Below are 16,830 nucleotides of genomic sequence, written 5' to 3'. Positions count from 1 at the left end.
CACCTGCTTGGGGATCAAGGAATGGCGGGCATTATCGATTGCGCCTTCTTTGCGATAAATGGGAGCATGCCGACAACACCTTTGCGTAAAACGCACAGCAAGGATTTCCTATGCAAGGCTTCAACGACCTGGGCTTCAAGGCCCTGCGCCTGTTCATCGCGGTGCTCGACCAGGGCAGTTTTTCCGCCGTGGCACGCCGCGAGGGGCTGGCGCCTTCGTCCATCTCGCGGCAGATCCAGCTCATGGAACAGGCCCTGGGCCAGCAGTTGCTTTATCGCCACACCCGCGCCGTCAGCCCCACCGAGGCCGGGCGCTTGCTGGGCCACCATGCGCGGCGGGTGCTGGCGCAATGGGAAGAAGCCGAACAGGCGCTGCAGGAACAGCAGGACGAACCGGCCGGGCTGGTGCGGATCAATGCCCCAGTGGTGTTTGGCCAGCGACACCTGGCGCCCTGGCTGGGCGAGCTACTGGGCCGCCACCCCAAACTGCAACTGGACATCCAGCAGACCGACAACTACATCGATCCTTTGCAGGACGGCACCGACCTGCTGTTTCGCATCGGCACCCTGGAAGATTCCTCGATGCAGGCACGCCTGCTGGCCCCGCAGCGCTACCGGGTGGCGGCCAGCCCCGCCTATCTGGAACGCCATGGCACGCCACAGCACCCGCAGCAGTTGCAGCAGCACCAGTGCCTCGCCTACAAGGGCGAAACCGGCCAGCAGCGCTGGTTCTTTCGCCGGGGCCGGGAAGACTGGACGCCCTACAGCGTCAAGGGCCCCCTGACCGGCAACCACGCCGACACCCTGACCCAGGCCGCCGAACAGGGCCTGGGGCTGGTGATGTTTCCTTCCTGGCTGATTGGCGAGGCCCTGCATCAAGGCCGCCTGGTGGCCTTGTTCGAAGACTTCGACGTGGCCACCAGCCTCGAGCCGCAGCAGATTGCCGCCCTTTGGCCCGGCAGCCGGCGCCTCTCACTGAAAGTGCGCACGGTGATCGACTTCTTCGTCGAGAAATTCGGCCCGGAGCCCTATTGGGATCGCCGCGCCCCCGCCCCGTAACCCTAGGAGCTGGCTTGCCAGCGAAAGCGCCGGCAAGCCCTGCACAAGACTCAGCGCCCCCTTCGCCGGCCAGCCGGCTCCTACAGGAAGAGTTGAGCAATCAGCCAGGCGTTGGCTGCGCTGATGACAGCAAACAGGCTCCAGGCGAGGATCCGCGTCGGCCAACGGTTGACGAATTCGCCCATCAGGCGCCGGTCGTTGGTCATGCGGATCAGCGGGTACAGAGCAAACGGCAGTTGCAGGCTCAGCACCACCTGGCTCAACACCAGCAGTTGGCCCACTGCGCCATCCCCCAGCAGCCAGACGCCAATGAACGCCGGGATCAGCGCCAGCCCGCGGGTGATCAGGCGCCGTTGCCAGCAGGGAATCCGCAGGTTCAGGTAGCCCTCCATGATCACCTGCCCGGCAATGGTCCCGGTGAAGGTCGAGCTCTGCCCCGAGGCCAGCAGCGCCACGCCGAACAGCACGCTGGCCAGGGCTCCGCCCACCAGTGGGTCGAGCAGATGGTAGGCATCCTGGATCTCCACCACGTCGCTGTGGCCGGTGTTGTGGAAGGCCGCGGCGGCGAGGATCAGGATCGCCGCGTTCACCAGCAGTGCCAGGGCCAGGGAGCCGATGGTGTCGATGCGCGCCAGCTTGATGGCGTCGGCACGACTGGCCCGGTCCTGGCCGATCAAGCGGGTCTGCACCACCGAGGTGTGCAGGTAGAGGTTGTGGGGCATCACCGTGGCGCCGAGGATGCCAATCGCCAGGTACAGCGGTGCGGCGTCGCTGATGGCCGAGAGCGACGGGGTGAAGCCCCGGGCCACGTCCGGCCAATAGGGTTTGATCAGCAGCAGTTCAATGAAGAAACACACGCCGATGGTCGCCACCAGCGCCAGCATGATCGCTTCCAGCCGGCGAAAGCCGCGGTTCTGCAAGGCCAGCACCAGCAAGGTGTCGAAGGCGGTGATGACAATCCCGGTGCTCAGGGACACCCCCAGCAGCAGGTGGAACGCCAGGGCACATCCCAGCACTTCGGCCAGGTCGGTGGCGATGATCGACACCTCGGCCGCCAGCCACTGGGCCCGGGCCGAACGGCGGCTGTAGCGCTCCCGGCACAGTTGCGCCAGGTCGCGCCCGGTGGCGATACCCAGGCGTGAGCACAGGCATTGCACCGCCATCCCCGCCAGGCTTGCCAGCAACACCACGAACAGCAGGTTGTAGCCATAGCGCGACCCCGCCTCGATGGCGGTGGCCCAGTTGCCCGGGTCCATGTAGCCGATGGAAATCAGCAACCCGGGGCCGGCAAAACGCAGCAGGCGCTTGAACAGCGAAGCGCTGGGATCGACGGACACGGAGCCCGCCACCTCCGGCGGACAAAAGGGGGCGGTGGCAACTTTCGGTAGGCTGAATTTCACGGGGATTTCCACGACGAATTGACGCAAGGGCTCAGCTTAGAGGTTTCAGCACAGCCACCCAAGCCTGATTTTTCACCCTGAAGGCGAGTATGCTGCTGCCACTCCAGACCCTTGCGACGCCTGCTGCAGGTATCGATTTCCCGCCCAAGGTGGCCCCGTGAACAGCGCTGCGACACCCCCCGAACCCGACACCCAGCCCCCCTTCCTGCAACCCGGCGACCGGGTGCTGCTGTTCGATGGGGTCTGCAAGCTGTGCAATGCCTCGGTGCGTTTCGTCATCCGCCACGACCGCCAGCGGCGTATCAAACTGGCATCGATGCAATCACCCCAGGGCCAGGCGCTGCTGAAATGGTTCGGCCAGCCCACCGAGCAGTTCGACAGCGTGCTGCTGATCGAGGACCAGGGGCTGTCGCAACGCTCCGAGGCCTTTATCCGCCTGATGGCGCAACTGCCTGCCCCCTGGTGCTGGCTGCGCCTGTTGCGCTGGATTCCCCGGCCGCTGCGGGACTGGGGCTACGACCGTATCGCCGGCAACCGCTACCGCTGGTTCGGCCGGCATGACGTCTGCCTGCTGCCCAGCCCCGACCATCACGGGCGCTTTCTCGACGACCCGTCCTGAGTCCGGAGCCGGCCAGCGCGCCTCAGCCGGGCTGACGGCGGAAGAACAGGGTCACCTGCCCCAGCTCGAAACCGAACTTGGTCATGTAGGAACGATTGGCCAGGGTGTTTTCGTCCAACAGGTACATCCAGTCATCGAAATGCACCTGATAGGTGGTGCCGTCCACCGGCAGGTTGAGCACGTAACGCCAGCGCAGGGCATTGCCGGAGACTTCGCCCCGGGCCTCGCCGACCACGTCGTCGGCGGTCCCGCGCCACAGACCGGGCCCCGTCGGGACCAGGGTCCAGATCCGGGTCTGGCGGGTGCCATCGCTGTAGGTAAAGTCCTCATGCATGATGAACTTCTCGCCTTCGCTGCGGCTGTTGATCTGCACATGGAAGCGCTTGATCACCTCACCGGAGCGCTTCTGGAACAGGCCCCAGGCCTCGACCCGGCCACTGAAGAACTGCCGCAGTTCCAGCTCGGGCTTCTGGTCACGGTACTGTTTGACGTCGGTGTCGCTGCAAGCAACCAGGCCAAGGCACAGCACCAGCAAGTATTTCTTGAACATGGAACATCTCCTGTGCTGCGCCCGCTATCGGCCCAGCAGTTGTGCGCGCAACTGCGGATTGCGGGTGCGCGGGTCGAGCCAGATGGCAAAGAACGCTCGGGCGAAGGCCTCGTCGTCGACCACGTGCTGCAAGCGCTGCTCGACAAAGAACTGCACCCCGCGACCGGGCAGGAACACCCCGGTGATGCGCTGGCCCGGTTCGACATCGACGAAGGCGCGCTGCATCTGCGCCTGCCAATCCTTGAGTTGCTCCGGGCTGACTGCAGTGCCGGACAAACGCTGGATCTCATCCAGGCTGGTCTGCACCAGCTCGTCACGACGGATCGTGCGCCGATAAGTCAGCTCCAGGGCAAAGGGGCTGTCGGCCGTCAACGGCAAGGCCGTGCCCCAGAGCCGGGCGTTGTAAACCTTGAAGCCGAACCAGCTGAACTCACCGCTGCCCAGCAGCCGTGCATTGGGCAGCGACTCTTGCCAGCCGGCACTGGCGGTGGCGCTGAACAACACCAGCAGCCACAACAACCGCGCCGCGAGCACTCGCCGGATGCTGTTCATTCAAGACCGCCTGGGCAACAGCTGGAGAAATTCCTGGCGGGTACTGGCGCAGTCGCGAAAGGCCCCGAGCATCACTGAGGTGTTCATCAGCGAGTTCTGCTTCTCGACCCCGCGCATCATCATGCACATGTGCCGCGCCTGGATGACCACCGCCACCCCGGCCGCCCCGGTCACTTCCTGGACCGCCTCGGCAATCTGCCGGGTCAGGTTTTCCTGGATCTGCAGGCGTCGCGCATACATGTCGACGATCCGCGCCACCTTGGACAGCCCCAGCACCTTGCCGGTGGGGATGTAAGCCACATGGGCCTGACCGATGAAGGGCAGCAGATGGTGCTCGCACAGGGAATACAGCTCGATGTCCTGAACCATCACCATCTCGTCGCTGGTGGAACTGAACAACGCGCCGTTGACCAACTCTTCGAGGCTGGTGTCGTAACCGTGACACAGATAACGCAAGGCCTTTGACGCTCGCTGCGGGGTATCGCGCAGGCCCTCGCGGGATGGATCTTCACCCAGCCCCTGAAGAATGCAGTGGAAATGCTCGGAGAGAGGATCGTACATGGCGCACAGGTTCCGCAAAGTGAATGAGGCGGGCAAATCCTTGCACGCGCCAAGGGGAAAAAGAGGGCCCCGAGGTGACCAACCACACAACTGGCCCAGCCCTGATTCCACCAGGGCTTGACCTCGGGAACCCCAAAGTGTGGAGAGTGACAGCCTGGACAGCTAAAACTGGCCAGTGATCACCTCATCTCACACTGAAAAACCTATACGAGAATTTCATTTTTGTACAACTTTTATCGATTAAAACCCGATAAAAACCGTAAATACTTGTACAAAAAACTCAAAAACCGATTCAGCCTCATTGTTTCGTACAAGAAAAACCCGCACCAGCCTGCTCTCTCCGGTGCTTCGCTTTTTGCCAGATACACGTGCCAGATACGCGTCAGATGCAGGGTTGGATGCTAGGGTGGCGCACCGTTCATCCACCGAGCCCCCCCCCATGCTGCTGTTGAAACTGCTGACAGTTCCCGGATTCCTGCTGTTGATTTCCCTGGCGAGCAAGCGCTGGGGGCCGAATGTTGCCGGCTGGCTTGCGGGTTTTCCCGTGGTGGTGGGGCCGATCCTGCTGTTTCTGGCCCTGGAGCAAGGTCCGGTGTTCGCCACCCACGCCGCAGTGGCTGCCCTCTCGGCATTGTTCGCCATGATCGCTTTCAGCGTTGCCTACACCCATGCCGCGCAGACCCTGGCCTGGCCTGGAGCCCTGAGCATCGCCACCCTGGTCTGGGTGCTGCTGGCCAGCGTGATCGCCCAGGTCCCGCCCTCCCTGGGGTTCTCGATTTTCTGTGCCGCCAGCGCCCTGTTGCTGGCGCCCCGGGTGTTTCCCCGGGTCAAGACTGTGCCCGCCCTGCCCGGCACCCAGTCGGACAAGCTGGTGTACCGCATGCTCGCCGGGGCCCTGCTGACCCTGGCAGTCACCTTGCTGGCCAGCACCGTTGGCGAACGCTGGAGCGGCATGCTCGCAGTCTTTCCGGTGCTCGGCAGCGTGCTGGCGGTGTTCTCCCACCAGAGTCACGGCGTGGCCTTCACCACTGTGCTGCTGCGCTCGCTGAGCACCGGCCTGTATTCCTTTGCGGCGTTCTGCCTGGTACTGGCCCTGGCCCTGCCGAAACTGGGAATGCTCGCCTTTGGATTGGCAGTGGCGGTGTCAATGCTGGTGCTGGGTTTGAGCAAGCGCCTGTTGGCGCGAAGCACAATCGGCGCCGCCGCTGGGCAACGTCCTTGAACCGTCGATACACGGGAGCAGGCGCGCCTGCATGATGGATTTTCAAACGGGTGGAAGAACGTGATGAGTCGCACAGGCACACTCCAGGTTGCATTGACCCTACGAACCTATTCAGAGCAGGTTGAGCGGCATGACCACGACCATCACCAGATCGTGCTGCCGCAATCAGGCGCCATGGACATAGAGATCGATGGGCGTGGTGGCCGAGTCGACTGGAGCCAGGGCGTGATCATTCCGGCAGGCACCGCGCATGCCTTTTGTGCCAGCGCCACCAACCGCTTCCTGGTGCTGGATCTGCCACTCGCCTCGACCGGCATCGACCAGAGCGAAGCTGAAAGCATCAAGCGGCTTCAGCAGCCACGCTTCTTCGCGGTCAGGCCGCCGATTCGCCACCTGCTTGACTACGCCACGCACAGCGAGCCCTTGCTGGTCCGTTCGTCAGAGATGGCGCAGTCCTGGAGCAACTTGCTGATTTCGTCCCTGGTCCAGCCTTATGGCCGTGCACCTGACCACGGGTCACTTACACTGGCCAGGGCCCTGACCCATATCGAAAACAATCTGGACACGCCTCTGACCGCCGCGCAAATAGCGCGAGTTTCAGGCACCAGCGAACGACGCTTGTACACACTGTTCGAGCAGCAGCTGAAAACCACGCCTTTTGCCCATGTCACCCGTCTGCGCCTGGACCTGGCCATGGACCTGTTGCGCGACACTCGACTGTCGATCGCGGACATTGCCCAGCGCGTGGGTTACGCCGACCAGAGCGCCTTGAATCACGCGCTGAAAAAAAACCGCAACCTGACACCGGCAGCGGTCCGAAAGAGCGCCAGCACGTCCTGAAAAGGTGCAGCCTGGAACACGTATGCGGCAGCCCAAGCCAATACCCGGGCCATCGCCTTTTCTATCATCCGCATTTCGAAGTGCGGATCAGGCGGGCCTCATGACACAGCCAGCAACCTCGACCGAAACAGCCAGGCCCCACAGGCCTGCCGCCTGGGCAACCGCCATGGGGGTCATTGCGGTTTTTCTGTGGTCCTGCCTGGCCTTGCTCACCACCCTGACGTCAGGCATCCCGCCCTTTGAACTGCTGGCATTGAGCTTTAGCGTGGCATTTCTCGCCAGCCTGCTCATTCTCGGGCTGCGAGGCACCGCCGGATTCCATGGCTGGCGCCAGCCGTGGAAGGTCTGGGCCACGGGGTTTCTGGGAATCTTTGCCTATCACGCGCTGTACTTCTTTGCCCTCAAGGCCGCGCCCCCGGCCGAGGCCAGCCTGATTGCCTACCTCTGGCCCCTGCTGATGGTCTTGCTGGCCGGTGCCACGGGCGGTCAGCAACTGCGCCCACGACAACTGCTGGGAGCGCTCCTGGGGCTCGCCGGCACGGCGTTCATCATGCAGCAACGCTCACAGTCCGGCGTGGCCAGCATGCCGATCGCCGGCTATGCGGCCGCCTTGTTCTGTGCCTTGGTCTGGTCGGGGTACTCGGTGATCAATCGACGCTTCAGTAATGTTCCCAGCAGCATCATCGGCGCAATCTGCGGCCTGGTGGCGGTAGCTGGAGCGCTTTGTCACCTGGCGTTCGAAACCATGGTTCAGCCTGACTACGGGCAATGGCTGGCAATCATCGGCCTCGGGCTGGGCCCGGTTGGCCTGGCGTTCTTTGCATGGGACCACGCGACCAAACACGGCAACCTGGCGAGTCTCGGCGCTCTTTCCTATCTCGCCCCGCTGTTTTCCACCCTGTTACTGATCGTCGCCGGTCAAACCCACGCCAAGCCGATCCTGCTGGTACCGGCGGTCCTCATCATCGCCGGGGCAGTGATTGCCACCTCAAGCCGGCGTATCGGCAGCACATGATGCGCGGCATCAGCAACGGCCATCTGAAGAACAACGACTAGCGCGCATAAAACTTGCTGGAGCAGGCCGTAACGACCGTGGGATGATGCGCACCCCTGATCCCATGCCCGGAGATTGTGCATGTCATCCTTCGCTAGAAAAGCCCTGGTCCTGGTGTTCGCCGCAGTGGCGGGCTTCGGTGCGCTGAACGCGGTTGCCGCCGACAAGTCCACGGCCAAAGCGGCGCCGGGAGAAAAAGTCTCGATGCTCGACGGCAAGCTGTCCTTCACCCTGCCCAAGGGCTTCAGTGCCTCGGCCCTGCCGGCCGGCAGCGAGGCCGACGGCACCGCGGGCGCCAGCGGCACTCTGTATTCCAACGCCACCACCCGCACCGTGGTGATCGCCGCGCAGAACAGCATTCCCAATGCGGCTCAGGTCAAGGACAACGACAGCGCCTTTCTCGATGCCGCGGTCAGCGGGTTCCTGTCGCAACAGGCCGCAGCGCTGCCGGACTTCAGCAAGCAGAGTGAAAAGAGCATGACCCTCAAGGGCCTCGGTGTGCGGCAGATCGACAGCACCGCGACCCAGGGCGGCGGCCAGACCCTGAACTCGACCCTGATCGCCGGCTCCGGCACCCGCATGGCGGTGATCCAGGTGATTTCCCGGGCCGCCGACAAGGCCGGCCATGCGGCGCTGATGAAGCACATCCTCGGTCAGTAGACCCGCTTCAACTCAGGGGGTGAGCCCAGCCCCCTCCAGGCCAAAGGCAGCAGCGCCAGCACCGCCAGCAAAAACCCCACCTGAGACAGGTAGAAGGTTTCCAGCCACTGGCTGTGGGCCGCCACATAGAAACTGTTGTGCACGACATCCAGCACGATGATCGCCAGGGTCAGCACCAACCCCCAGCGCGGGCGCACCCACAGCAGCAACGCCGCCAGCGGATCAAAAACGGTCAGGGCGCCCCAGAAGGCCCGGCTGGCCAGGGGCGTGTCGACGCCATAGCCATAGTCCCAGAGCAACCCATGGTCCAGGGCGGCGCGCAGGTGATTGAAGCTGGCTGCCAGCAGGCACAGGGTGAACAGCAGGCGGATAGACACGGACACTCGGGACATGGACACATCTACTGTATGAGCCGGCTTGCCGGCGAAGGCGCGATGGCGGATCGAGGGCCGACGCAGCCGAGCGTTCCCTGGCAACCCAGTTGCTGCGCCTCGTCAGCGTCGCCCCTGGCGGTTCAGTCGTTGATCAGCTTGCCGGCGCGAATCGCCTCGCGGCCGGCCACCTTGGCCAGCCAGATGCCCGGCTGGGTGTAGCGCCCGCGGTCCAGGGCAAAGAGCACGCCGCTGGTGCCGGCACGCACGGTGCTGACCCTGTCGTTCAAGGGGTCCACCACTTCGAACAGGGCATCGCCGCGCTCCACCCACTCGCCGGCATCGCGCAGAAAACTGACCACTCCGGGGTGCGGTGCGAACAGGTATTGGGTGCCTTCGAAAGGCATGCCTTCACAGCAGTGATCCGGTGCAGCGGGCCACTGGCCACTGATCAGGCCCTGCTCGGCCAGAAAGCCGAGGATGGCCTCGCAGTTGGCTCGCGCCTGCTCGACCCGGGTGTCGCCCATGCTGCCCAGCTCCAGGGTGGTGGCCAGGTTGGCCGGGGGAATCGCCGCCTGGGGAAAGTCCCGGGCCAGGCGCAGCCAGGGCGAGGAGCAGGATTCGTCGAAAGAGCTGCCGCCGGAGTCCTCGCAAAGCAACGCCACCCCAGCCTTCAGACGCGCCGCCAGGGACTGCCACCGCGGCCAGTGCTGGGGCAAGGCATAGAGGTGGATCGCCGCTTCGAAATCGCAATGCAGGTCGAGGGTGATATCGGCGTCGCAGGCATGGCGCAGCAGCAATCGGTGCAGGGCTTGCAGCTGCGAGTCTGGAGCCGGCAGCTCATCCAGCACCTGGACCATGGTGCGGCGGATCAAGGCGATATTGACGGCGGCATCAGTGCCCAGTTGCTTGCCGATCAAGTCGCCCACCGGACCACTGAGCTCGACGAAGGCACGGTTGAAGTTCTTGCCGCTGCCCAGTTCGAAACGCCCCAGGTGACTGCCCTGAACCTGCTGGTCGAGGCCGATGGGGTTGGCCACCGGCACCAGTTCGATCACAGCCTGCAAACGCCCCTGGCGCTCCAGTTCCGTCAGGCGCTGCTTCAGCTCCCAGGCGGTGCGCATGCCCGGCAGCTCATCGGCGTGCAGGCTGGCCTGGATGTACACCTTGCGGCCACCGCTGCCGAAGCGAAACACGCTGAGCTGGCGCGCAGTGCCCAGGTGGCCCCAGGGCAAGGAATGGTCGATGCGTTGCATAGTGGCTCCAGGGATCAAAAAAGGCGTGGCGCAGAATAAAACAGCGGCGCACAAAAAAGGTGGCGACCGGATCACGGGCGCCACCTTTTTTACCCAAGCTTTGCAGCCTGCGGCTTACTCGCCGTAGACATCAAAGTCGAAGTACTTGTCCTGCACTTGCTTGTACTTGCCGTTGGCGCGGATCTCGGTGATGGCCGTGTTGAATTTCTCTGCCAGCTCCTTGTCGCCCTTGCGCACGGCAATGCCGGCACCGCCACCGAAGTACTTCGGATCGTTGTACTCGGGACCGACGAAGGCAAAGCCCTTGCCGGCGTCGGTTTTCAGGAAACCGTCGTCGAGGTTGACCGAGTCCGCCAGCAGCGCGTCGACACGACCGGACACCATGTCCAGGTTGGCTTCCTGCTGGGAACCGTAGCGCACCAGGTCGATGCCGGCCGGCACCAGCACTTCAGTGGCGAAACGGTCATGAGTACTGGCGCGCAGTACGCCGACTTTCTTGCCCTTGAGCTCGGTCAGCGGGTCCTTGACCGTGGTGCCGGCCTTCATCACGAAGCGCGCCGGGGTGTGGTAGTACTTGATGGTGAAATCGACGTTCTTCTTGCGATCGTCGGTGATGGTCATGGACGACAGGATGGCGTCGATCTTCTTCACCTTCAGCGCCGGGATCAGGCCGTCGAACTCCTGCTCGACCCAGGTGCACTTGACCTTCATCTGCTCACACAGGGCATCGCCCAGGTCCACGTCGAAACCGGTGAGCTTGCCGTCGGGCGTCTTCATCGAGAACGGTGGGTAGCCGGCTTCGATACCGATACGGATCGGCTTGGCCTCATCGGCCGAAGCGGTCAGGGAAAACAGCGACAGTGCCAAAGCACCAAACAGCGCAAACTTATTCATTTATAACTCCAGGAGGCGGAGACTTTTATTGGCTGGTTTCGATTATGGGCAAATCGAAGTGGCCAGCAGTCTAGAGCGGCTCCCGGGAAGCAAATTGTGTTTATGCGACAAATACTTATAAAAAACACGCTGCCGCGATTCTGCGCCCTCCCCCTCGCCCCGGCGTGGTGCATTTGACCCTGAACCACCCGACGTTCGCCTCAGAACGGACCATTTTTACCGACACATCCTGCGCTAGCCGCAGCCTGGGGCCGCCGCCAGCGCAGTGGCCCCTCAGCAGGCGCAGGACAGATCCGGCCCCTCGCTACGCGGTTGCCCGGTGCTGAGCTCGAAGCCCTCATCGAGCCAGCCGGTGACCCCACCGATCATCTCCTTGACCGGGTATTCCAGGGCCGCCAGCTTGACCGCCGCCTTGTTCGCACCGTTGCAATGAGGACCGGCGCAATACACCACGAACAGGGTGTCGCGGGGATAACCGGCCAGCTGTTCGACGGTGAGCAAGTGCCCGGGCAGGTTGATCGCCCCGGGGACATGGCCGCGGGCAAAGGCCTCGGGGCCCCGCACATCCACCAGGACAAAATCCACTTCACCGGCCTCCTGGCTGCTGTAGACGTCGGAGCAGTCGGTCTCAAAGGTCAGGCGGTTGCAGAAATGCATCAGGGCAATGGCCGAAGGGGCGGCGGCAATGCTGCGGACCAGGCTGGTCATGGGCGTCTCCAGAACGTGGCGATTAAGGTGGGAAGAACTTTATCGGCCCTGCCCCACCGCGTTAAAGTGGCGCTCCGGACACCCACTGGTAACTTTCCGCCAAATGCACAATCCTCCCGGCTTGGTCGCGATCCTGGCTTACGACGGCCTTTGCACCTTCGAATTCGGCATCGCCGTGGAAATCTTCGGCCTGGCCCGGCCGGAGTTCGACTTTCCCTGGTATGAGCACTGCATCGTCGCCGTGGACCCGGGGCCGATGCGTGCCGCGGGCGGTATCCGGATACTGGCCGATGGCGGCCTGGAACTGCTGGAGCAGGCCCGGACCATCATCATTCCCGGCTGGCGCAGCCGCGACCAGGCGCCGCCGCCCGAGCTGATGGAAGCCCTGCGCCGGGCCTACCACCGCGGTGCGCGGCTGCTGTCGATCTGCTCGGGGGTGTTCGCTCTGGCGGCCAGCGGCCTGCTCAACGGCCTGGGCGCCACCACCCACTGGCGCTACACCCAAGAGCTGGCCGAGCGCTTCCCGGACATCTGGGTGGACCCGGATGTGCTCTACGTGGACGCCGGCCAACTGATCACGTCTGCCGGCAGCGCCGCCGGGATCGATGCCTGCCTGCACCTGGTGGCCCGGGACTTTGGCACTCGGGTGGCCAACAGCGTGGCCCGACGCCTGGTGATGTCGCCCCAACGGACCGGCGGCCAGGCCCAGTTCATTCCGGCTCCGGTCAGCCGCACCCCGCGCAGCGACCTGTCGCAGGTCATGCAATGGGCTCGGGAGCGCCTGCATGAGCCGCTGACGGTGAGCGACCTGGCGGCCCGAGCGCTGATGAGCGAACGCACCTTCCTGCGACGTTTCAGCGCCGCCACCGGCGCCACGCCCAAGGCCTGGCTGCAACATGAGCGACTGGCCCGGGCCCGGGAACTGCTGGAAAGCGGCAGCCAGACCACGGAAAGCATCGCCCTGCATTGCGGTTATCGTTCGGTGGAAAGTTTTCGCGTGGCCTTTCGCAGCCTGGTGGGCCTGCCGCCCTCGGCCTACCGCGAACGCTTCGGCCAAAAATCCCCCTCGTAGGAGCTGGCTTGCCGGCGAAGAACACCACGCTTATCCGGTGGCGTCCATTCCGGCCAGTGTCTAAGGCTCCGGTTTGCGCAGAAGGTAGGTATCCATGATCCAGCCATGCGCCTCGCGCGCTTGGCGACGGACCCGCTGGATGTCGTCGGCGACCTCGTCCAGGCGCCCGGCAATGAGGATTTCGTCCGCCGTGCCCAGGTAGGCGCCCCAATAGATGTCCAGGTCCTGATTGCGCAGCTGGCGGTAGGAGTCCTCGGCATCGAGCATCACCACCCGGCTGTCGGCATCACCGACCTGTCCCGCCGCCAGACGCCGCCCGGTGGTGATTTCCACTGAACGGCCAATACGGTTCAACGCCACCTTGTGTTGCGCCGCCAGGGCCTGGACGCTGGTAATGCCGGGGATCACCTGATACTCGAACTGCGCCGCACCACTGGCCAGGATCTGCTGCAGGATGCGCAGGGTGCTGTCATACAGCGACGGGTCGCCCCAGGCCAGGAAGGCACCGGTCTGGCCCTCTGCCAGTTCCTCGTTGATCAGCCGCTCGAAGACCTGCTGCTTGTCCTGGTTCAGGGCCTGGACGCTGGCCTGGTAGTCCACATCGCCGCGCTGGCGTTCCGGGGTCTGGGCTTCGACGAAGCGATAAGGACGCTCGGTGAGATAACGCTGGCACAGCTCGCGCCGCAGATCGATCAGCGAGTCCTTGCTCGGCCCCTTGTCCATCAGGAACACCACGTCACTGCGGTTCAGCGCCTTGATCGCCTGAATGGTGATGAAATCGGGGTTGCCGGCGCCGATGCCGATGATCAGGAGGGTTTTCATGGGGATCCGGTTCTCGCTGCTGTGCCAGGGGGCAAGTATGGGCGGCTTTGGCGCCCGGAGAAATGCCCCGAACGCCGGGCACAGTTCTCAGTCACGGCCATCCAGGCGCAGGCGCCAGCGACCGGCATGGCTGAGATCGATCCGCGACAGGGGCTCGATATCCATCAGGTTGAAACTGCCCAGGGGCGCCTGCAGCAACTGCAGCAGCACCGCACGCATGACAAAGGGATGGGTCACTGCCAACCAGTGCCCCGGACGCTGGGCCATCTGCTCCAGCCACTGCGCCACGCGCCGGCACAACCCGACGACCGACTCGCCTCCCGGCGGGGCGCTGTGAGGGTCGTCCAGCCAGGCCTGCAAGGCTTGCGGCTGCTGGCGTTGCAGATCGCCGATCCCCATCCCCTGCCAGGCGCCGAAGCCATAGTCACGCAGGGCTTCCTGCACTTGCGGCGCTGCGCTGAACAGCGCCGCCGTCTGACAGGTTCGCCGCTCCGGCCCGCACAGCACCTGCGGGTGGTGCCTGAACTGCGCAGCCCGGCTCAGGGCCTGGGCCTGCCAATCCATCTCCACGGCTTCGTCCAGGGGAAAGCGCCCCAGCTTCTGAGCGGCGGTACGGGCGTGGCAGATCAGCGTCAAACGGGTGGCCGGCAAGGGGTTATCTCGACAAAGGAACATCAGGGCTGAGGCCGGTTTTTAGCACGACCACGGGGCTATTTCCCAGCAGGGGACAGGTTGAAAATTCCTCAGAAACTCAAGAAAAGCCTGATCACCAAACAAGAAATGGCTTATAGGCAACCCAAACAGTACGCCTTTATTCTCCGCGAAGTTCCCACACTTCGACTCGAATCAGGTACCTCGACACCATGCACAGCGGTATGTGGGAGCTCCTGTCTCTCGACCTTGCGCTCAACGCCTCGCTCCAACCCATCGTCCTGCTGCAATACGTTGCCCTGGTAGGGATCTTCAGCATCCTGCTGATGCTGCGTCAGGACGCCCAGCGCCTGATCAAGTCGAAAAAGATCCTGCTGGGTTTGATCCTGGGCACCAGCAACGCCGCCTTGATCGCCCTCGCCTCCGGGTTCATGCAGACCCCGGTGAAGATTTTCCTGAGCAACGACATGCTGTTTCTCGCCGGTTTGCTGGGAGGCTGGTGGGGCGGCATGACCTGCCTGGTCCTGGTGGCACTGGCTCGTTACTGGATTGCCGGCGCCGCGCAGTTCGAAGAGGCGCTGTTCAGTTTTAGCCTGGTGGCCCTGGGGGGCATGCTGCTCCATCGCTGGTTCGAAACCCGCGACCTGAGCGCCCTGAGCCTGAAGGACATGCTGCTGGTGATCCTGGTGCGACTCGGCGCGGCCATCGTCCCGATGCAGATCATCGACTGGATGGGCACGGTCAGCTCCAGCATCACCGCGCAACTGCTGTCCTTGCGACTGAGCTCGACCCTGCTCTCCCTGCCCATGATCATCCTGATATTCGCCATGCTGCGCCGCGAAGCGCGCTACCAGTTGGCCCAGCAAAGCCTGCTGCAACAGGCCCTGACCGATCCGACCACCCAACTGCCCAATCGCCGTGCCCTGCGCGACCACCTCGACCAGATGCTGGAGCAAAACAAAGAGCGGCGTATCCCCCACACCCTGATCGTGATCAAAATCAGCAACCTCAAGGACCTGGTCGCCATCCACGGCCATGACTGGACCGACCAGTTGCTGATCTCCCTGGCGCAAGAATTCAGCAGCGGCGCCTCCAGCCATGCCCTGCAAGCCAGCGCCGCCCACCGCGCCTTCATGTTCTCGGACCTGAGCCTGGCACTGGTGGTGCCGTACCGCTCCATCCAGCAGGTCGAAGAATCGGCGCTGCTCGCCACCCTGCAGATGACCTTGCAGGCCGGTTTGCCCAGCGACGGCAGCCTGTCGCCCAAGCTGCAGTTCTGCGTGATCGATGCCTGCGCCGGAGACAGCGCCAACGTCACCTTGCGCAACATCAGCCTGGCCCTGCAGGACAACAGACAGCCGGTGCGGTACCTGCACCAGTCGCTGATCGAACAGGCGCAAAACAACGAACGCATCCGCCAGCAACTGCTGGAGTGGGTGCGATCGAACACCCCGCCGCTGTATTACCAGCCCAAGTTCTGCCTGAGCCAACGCACGATCATCGGCGCCGAAGCCCTGCTGCGGGCCCAGGACGACCAGGGCGCGGCGATTTCCCCCTTGCTGATCCTGGAAGTGATCCGCCACCACGACCTGCAGCAAGCCTTCGAATGGGCGACCATCGAAGCGGTGATCCGCGACGCCCGGTACTACATCGATGCCGGACTCCAAGGACCGCTGGCGGTGAACGTCTCGTCCTCGACCCTGAGCGATGCCAACTTTGCCGTCCTGCTGATCCAGCGCCTCAAGGAAGCCGGGCTTCCCGGCGCTCGCCTGACCCTGGAACTGACCGAGAGCACCCTGCTGCAAGACACCCAGCAAGTGGCGCACAACATGCTTCTGCTCAAGGATCACGGCGTGGGATTGTCCCTGGACGATTTCGGCACCGGCTACTCGGCCCTGAGCATCCTGGCCAAGTATCCTTTCAGCGAAGTGAAGATCGACCACTCGATGATTTCCCTGCTGCACTATGAACGGATGCGCACCGCGGTCTCCATCGCCCAGGAAAGCGCGCGCCTGTACCAGGCGACACTGACGGCCGAAGGGGTTGAAACCCAGGAGCAGATCGACATTCTCCAGAGCATTGGCATCCGCTGCGCCCAGGGCTACATCTTCTCCCCGGCAGTCCCCCTGGCCGAACTGATCGAACTGGATAGCGACGGGCCAAAGAAAGCGGCCCTCGATCAACCAGTGGGCAGCGTGGGCAAAGCCTGAGCGCCTTGATCGAACGCCTTTCGCCCAGCGCCTCATTGCCCACCTTGTTGAACCATTCCGTCAGGGCAAGATCCGGCTTGCCGGCGAAGAGGCCCGCAAGACCTGCAGCGCCCGGGCGGACGCCTTCGCTGGCAAGCCAGCTCCTACACGGGGGCAATACACACCGCTCCAGCTTCAGGCCGGCCGCAAGGCCGCCGTCTGGCTCTTGATCTTGATCTGAACGCCCCGTTAACCACGATGGCCGAACGCAGGCATTGAGCCGTGGGTAACCCGGCAGGGATGCCGGGTTAGCCGCCACCCGGCCATGGATGGCCGGTGGCGGCGGCCCAC

General features: G+C 63.8%; 18 protein-coding genes. 8 read left to right on the top strand and 10 right to left on the bottom strand.

Annotated elements, in window-relative coordinates:
• The first annotated feature begins 110 nt into the window (after positions 1–110).
• Positions 111–1,058 (top strand): LysR family transcriptional regulator, encoded by a 948-nt coding sequence (locus tag J5M73_RS29170; RefSeq protein ID WP_102864131.1) that lies wholly within the window; start codon positions 111–113, stop codon positions 1,056–1,058.
• An 80-nt stretch (positions 1,059–1,138) separates the two neighbouring features.
• Here the strand turns inward: J5M73_RS29170 and J5M73_RS29165 are convergent, their stop codons facing one another.
• A complete protein-coding gene (locus J5M73_RS29165) occupies positions 1,139–2,458 on the bottom strand; it encodes an Nramp family divalent metal transporter (RefSeq protein WP_102864130.1) in 1,320 nt (439 codons plus the stop codon).
• A gap of 157 nt (positions 2,459–2,615) precedes the next feature.
• On the opposite strand from J5M73_RS29165, the gene J5M73_RS29160 reads away from it, so the two are divergent.
• Positions 2,616–3,077, top strand: a complete 462-nt coding sequence (locus J5M73_RS29160; protein ID WP_102864129.1) for a thiol-disulfide oxidoreductase DCC family protein — start codon at positions 2,616–2,618, stop codon at positions 3,075–3,077.
• 22 nt (positions 3,078–3,099) lie between these two features.
• Here the strand turns inward: J5M73_RS29160 and J5M73_RS29155 are convergent, their stop codons facing one another.
• The 3 genes from J5M73_RS29155 to folE are packed head-to-tail and all read right to left on the bottom strand — an operon-like array spanning position 3,100 to position 4,740.
• Complete coding sequence (locus tag J5M73_RS29155) at positions 3,100–3,627, bottom strand: DUF3833 domain-containing protein (protein ID WP_102864128.1); 528 nt, start codon at positions 3,625–3,627, stop codon at positions 3,100–3,102.
• A gap of 24 nt (positions 3,628–3,651) precedes the next feature.
• Entirely contained in the window at positions 3,652–4,179 is a 528-nt protein-coding gene (locus J5M73_RS29150) for a chalcone isomerase family protein (protein ID WP_102864127.1), read from the bottom strand.
• Entirely contained in the window at positions 4,180–4,740 is a 561-nt protein-coding gene (folE, locus tag J5M73_RS29145) for a GTP cyclohydrolase I FolE (RefSeq protein ID WP_102864126.1), read from the bottom strand.
• A 439-nt stretch (positions 4,741–5,179) separates the two neighbouring features.
• Here folE and J5M73_RS29140 point away from each other — a divergent pair, with 439 nt between their 5' ends.
• The 4 genes from J5M73_RS29140 (at position 5,180) to J5M73_RS29125 (ending at position 8,516) form a co-directional block, all read left to right on the top strand.
• Positions 5,180–5,962 (top strand): hypothetical protein, encoded by a 783-nt coding sequence (locus tag J5M73_RS29140; RefSeq protein WP_102864125.1) that lies wholly within the window; start codon positions 5,180–5,182, stop codon positions 5,960–5,962.
• A 63-nt stretch (positions 5,963–6,025) separates the two neighbouring features.
• Complete coding sequence (locus J5M73_RS29135; protein WP_146036420.1) at positions 6,026–6,802, top strand: AraC family transcriptional regulator; 777 nt, start codon at positions 6,026–6,028, stop codon at positions 6,800–6,802.
• A gap of 100 nt (positions 6,803–6,902) precedes the next feature.
• The gene (locus J5M73_RS29130) at positions 6,903–7,817 is read left to right on the top strand and encodes a DMT family transporter (protein ID WP_102864123.1); all 915 of its coding nucleotides are present in this window, start codon (positions 6,903–6,905) and stop codon (positions 7,815–7,817) included.
• A 120-nt stretch (positions 7,818–7,937) separates the two neighbouring features.
• A complete protein-coding gene (locus tag J5M73_RS29125; RefSeq protein WP_102864122.1) occupies positions 7,938–8,516 on the top strand; it encodes a hypothetical protein in 579 nt (192 codons plus the stop codon).
• Here the strand turns inward: J5M73_RS29125 and J5M73_RS29120 are convergent.
• The 4 genes from J5M73_RS29120 to J5M73_RS29105 form a co-directional block, all read right to left on the bottom strand.
• A complete protein-coding gene (locus tag J5M73_RS29120; protein ID WP_180988593.1) occupies positions 8,510–8,908 on the bottom strand; it encodes a hypothetical protein in 399 nt (132 codons plus the stop codon). The two genes, J5M73_RS29125 and J5M73_RS29120, sit on opposite strands and share 7 nt — an antisense overlap.
• Positions 8,909–9,030: 122 nt before the next feature.
• On the bottom strand, positions 9,031–10,143 hold the full coding sequence (locus tag J5M73_RS29115; protein ID WP_102864120.1) for a M14 family metallopeptidase: 1,113 nt from the start codon (positions 10,141–10,143) through the stop codon (positions 9,031–9,033).
• A gap of 114 nt (positions 10,144–10,257) precedes the next feature.
• Entirely contained in the window at positions 10,258–11,037 is a 780-nt protein-coding gene (locus tag J5M73_RS29110; RefSeq protein WP_102864119.1) for an ABC transporter substrate-binding protein, read from the bottom strand.
• A gap of 273 nt (positions 11,038–11,310) precedes the next feature.
• Positions 11,311–11,745, bottom strand: a complete 435-nt coding sequence (locus tag J5M73_RS29105; RefSeq protein WP_102864118.1) for a rhodanese-like domain-containing protein — start codon at positions 11,743–11,745, stop codon at positions 11,311–11,313.
• 103 nt (positions 11,746–11,848) lie between these two features.
• On the opposite strand from J5M73_RS29105, the gene ftrA reads away from it, so the two are divergent.
• The gene (ftrA, locus tag J5M73_RS29100; protein ID WP_115582076.1) at positions 11,849–12,817 is read left to right on the top strand and encodes a transcriptional regulator FtrA; all 969 of its coding nucleotides are present in this window, start codon (positions 11,849–11,851) and stop codon (positions 12,815–12,817) included.
• Positions 12,818–12,877: 60 nt separating this feature from the next.
• On the opposite strand, the gene cobF is transcribed toward ftrA, so the two are convergent.
• Positions 12,878–13,639, bottom strand: a complete 762-nt coding sequence (gene cobF / locus J5M73_RS29095) for a precorrin-6A synthase (deacetylating) (RefSeq protein ID WP_115582075.1) — start codon at positions 13,637–13,639, stop codon at positions 12,878–12,880.
• Between the two features lie 87 nt (positions 13,640–13,726).
• Positions 13,727–14,290: a histidine phosphatase family protein gene (locus J5M73_RS29090; RefSeq protein ID WP_207167411.1), complete on the bottom strand. Its 564-nt coding sequence runs from the start codon at positions 14,288–14,290 to the stop codon at positions 13,727–13,729.
• Positions 14,291–14,502: 212 nt separating this feature from the next.
• Between J5M73_RS29090 and J5M73_RS29085 the strand changes: the two genes are divergently transcribed.
• Positions 14,503–16,500 carry a bifunctional diguanylate cyclase/phosphodiesterase gene (locus tag J5M73_RS29085; protein ID WP_102864114.1) on the top strand — a complete coding sequence of 666 codons (1,998 nt, stop codon included), beginning with the start codon at positions 14,503–14,505 and terminating at the stop codon, positions 16,498–16,500.
• Positions 16,501–16,830: the final 330 nt, after the last annotated feature.

This window comes from Pseudomonas sp. 50_B (assembly GCF_017491625.1).
GTDB classification, from domain to species: domain Bacteria; phylum Pseudomonadota; class Gammaproteobacteria; order Pseudomonadales; family Pseudomonadaceae; genus Aquipseudomonas; species Aquipseudomonas danubii.
This window is presented reverse-complemented; position numbering and strand designations above follow the sequence as displayed.

What these genes read in the sequence shown, in the direction of transcription:
- J5M73_RS29170 (WP_102864131.1), top strand. Translation starts at nt 111, where the DNA reads ATGCAAGGCTTCAACGACCTGGGCTTCAAGGCCCTGCGCCTGTTCATC.
- J5M73_RS29155 (WP_102864128.1), bottom strand. Translation starts at nt 3,627, where the DNA reads ATGTTCAAGAAATACTTGCTGGTGCTGTGCCTTGGCCTGGTTGCTTGC.
- J5M73_RS29150 (WP_102864127.1), bottom strand. Translation starts at nt 4,179, where the DNA reads ATGAACAGCATCCGGCGAGTGCTCGCGGCGCGGTTGTTGTGGCTGCTG.
- folE (WP_102864126.1), bottom strand. Translation starts at nt 4,740, where the DNA reads ATGTACGATCCTCTCTCCGAGCATTTCCACTGCATTCTTCAGGGGCTG.
- J5M73_RS29140 (WP_102864125.1), top strand. Translation starts at nt 5,180, where the DNA reads ATGCTGCTGTTGAAACTGCTGACAGTTCCCGGATTCCTGCTGTTGATT.
- J5M73_RS29135 (WP_146036420.1), top strand. Translation starts at nt 6,026, where the DNA reads ATGAGTCGCACAGGCACACTCCAGGTTGCATTGACCCTACGAACCTAT.
- J5M73_RS29130 (WP_102864123.1), top strand. Translation starts at nt 6,903, where the DNA reads ATGACACAGCCAGCAACCTCGACCGAAACAGCCAGGCCCCACAGGCCT.
- J5M73_RS29125 (WP_102864122.1), top strand. Translation starts at nt 7,938, where the DNA reads ATGTCATCCTTCGCTAGAAAAGCCCTGGTCCTGGTGTTCGCCGCAGTG.
- J5M73_RS29120 (WP_180988593.1), bottom strand. Translation starts at nt 8,908, where the DNA reads ATGTCCCGAGTGTCCGTGTCTATCCGCCTGCTGTTCACCCTGTGCCTG.
- J5M73_RS29115 (WP_102864120.1), bottom strand. Translation starts at nt 10,143, where the DNA reads ATGCAACGCATCGACCATTCCTTGCCCTGGGGCCACCTGGGCACTGCG.
- J5M73_RS29110 (WP_102864119.1), bottom strand. Translation starts at nt 11,037, where the DNA reads ATGAATAAGTTTGCGCTGTTTGGTGCTTTGGCACTGTCGCTGTTTTCC.
- J5M73_RS29105 (WP_102864118.1), bottom strand. Translation starts at nt 11,745, where the DNA reads ATGACCAGCCTGGTCCGCAGCATTGCCGCCGCCCCTTCGGCCATTGCC.
- ftrA (WP_115582076.1), top strand. Translation starts at nt 11,849, where the DNA reads ATGCACAATCCTCCCGGCTTGGTCGCGATCCTGGCTTACGACGGCCTT.
- cobF (WP_115582075.1), bottom strand. Translation starts at nt 13,639, where the DNA reads ATGAAAACCCTCCTGATCATCGGCATCGGCGCCGGCAACCCCGATTTC.
- J5M73_RS29085 (WP_102864114.1), top strand. Translation starts at nt 14,503, where the DNA reads ATGCACAGCGGTATGTGGGAGCTCCTGTCTCTCGACCTTGCGCTCAAC.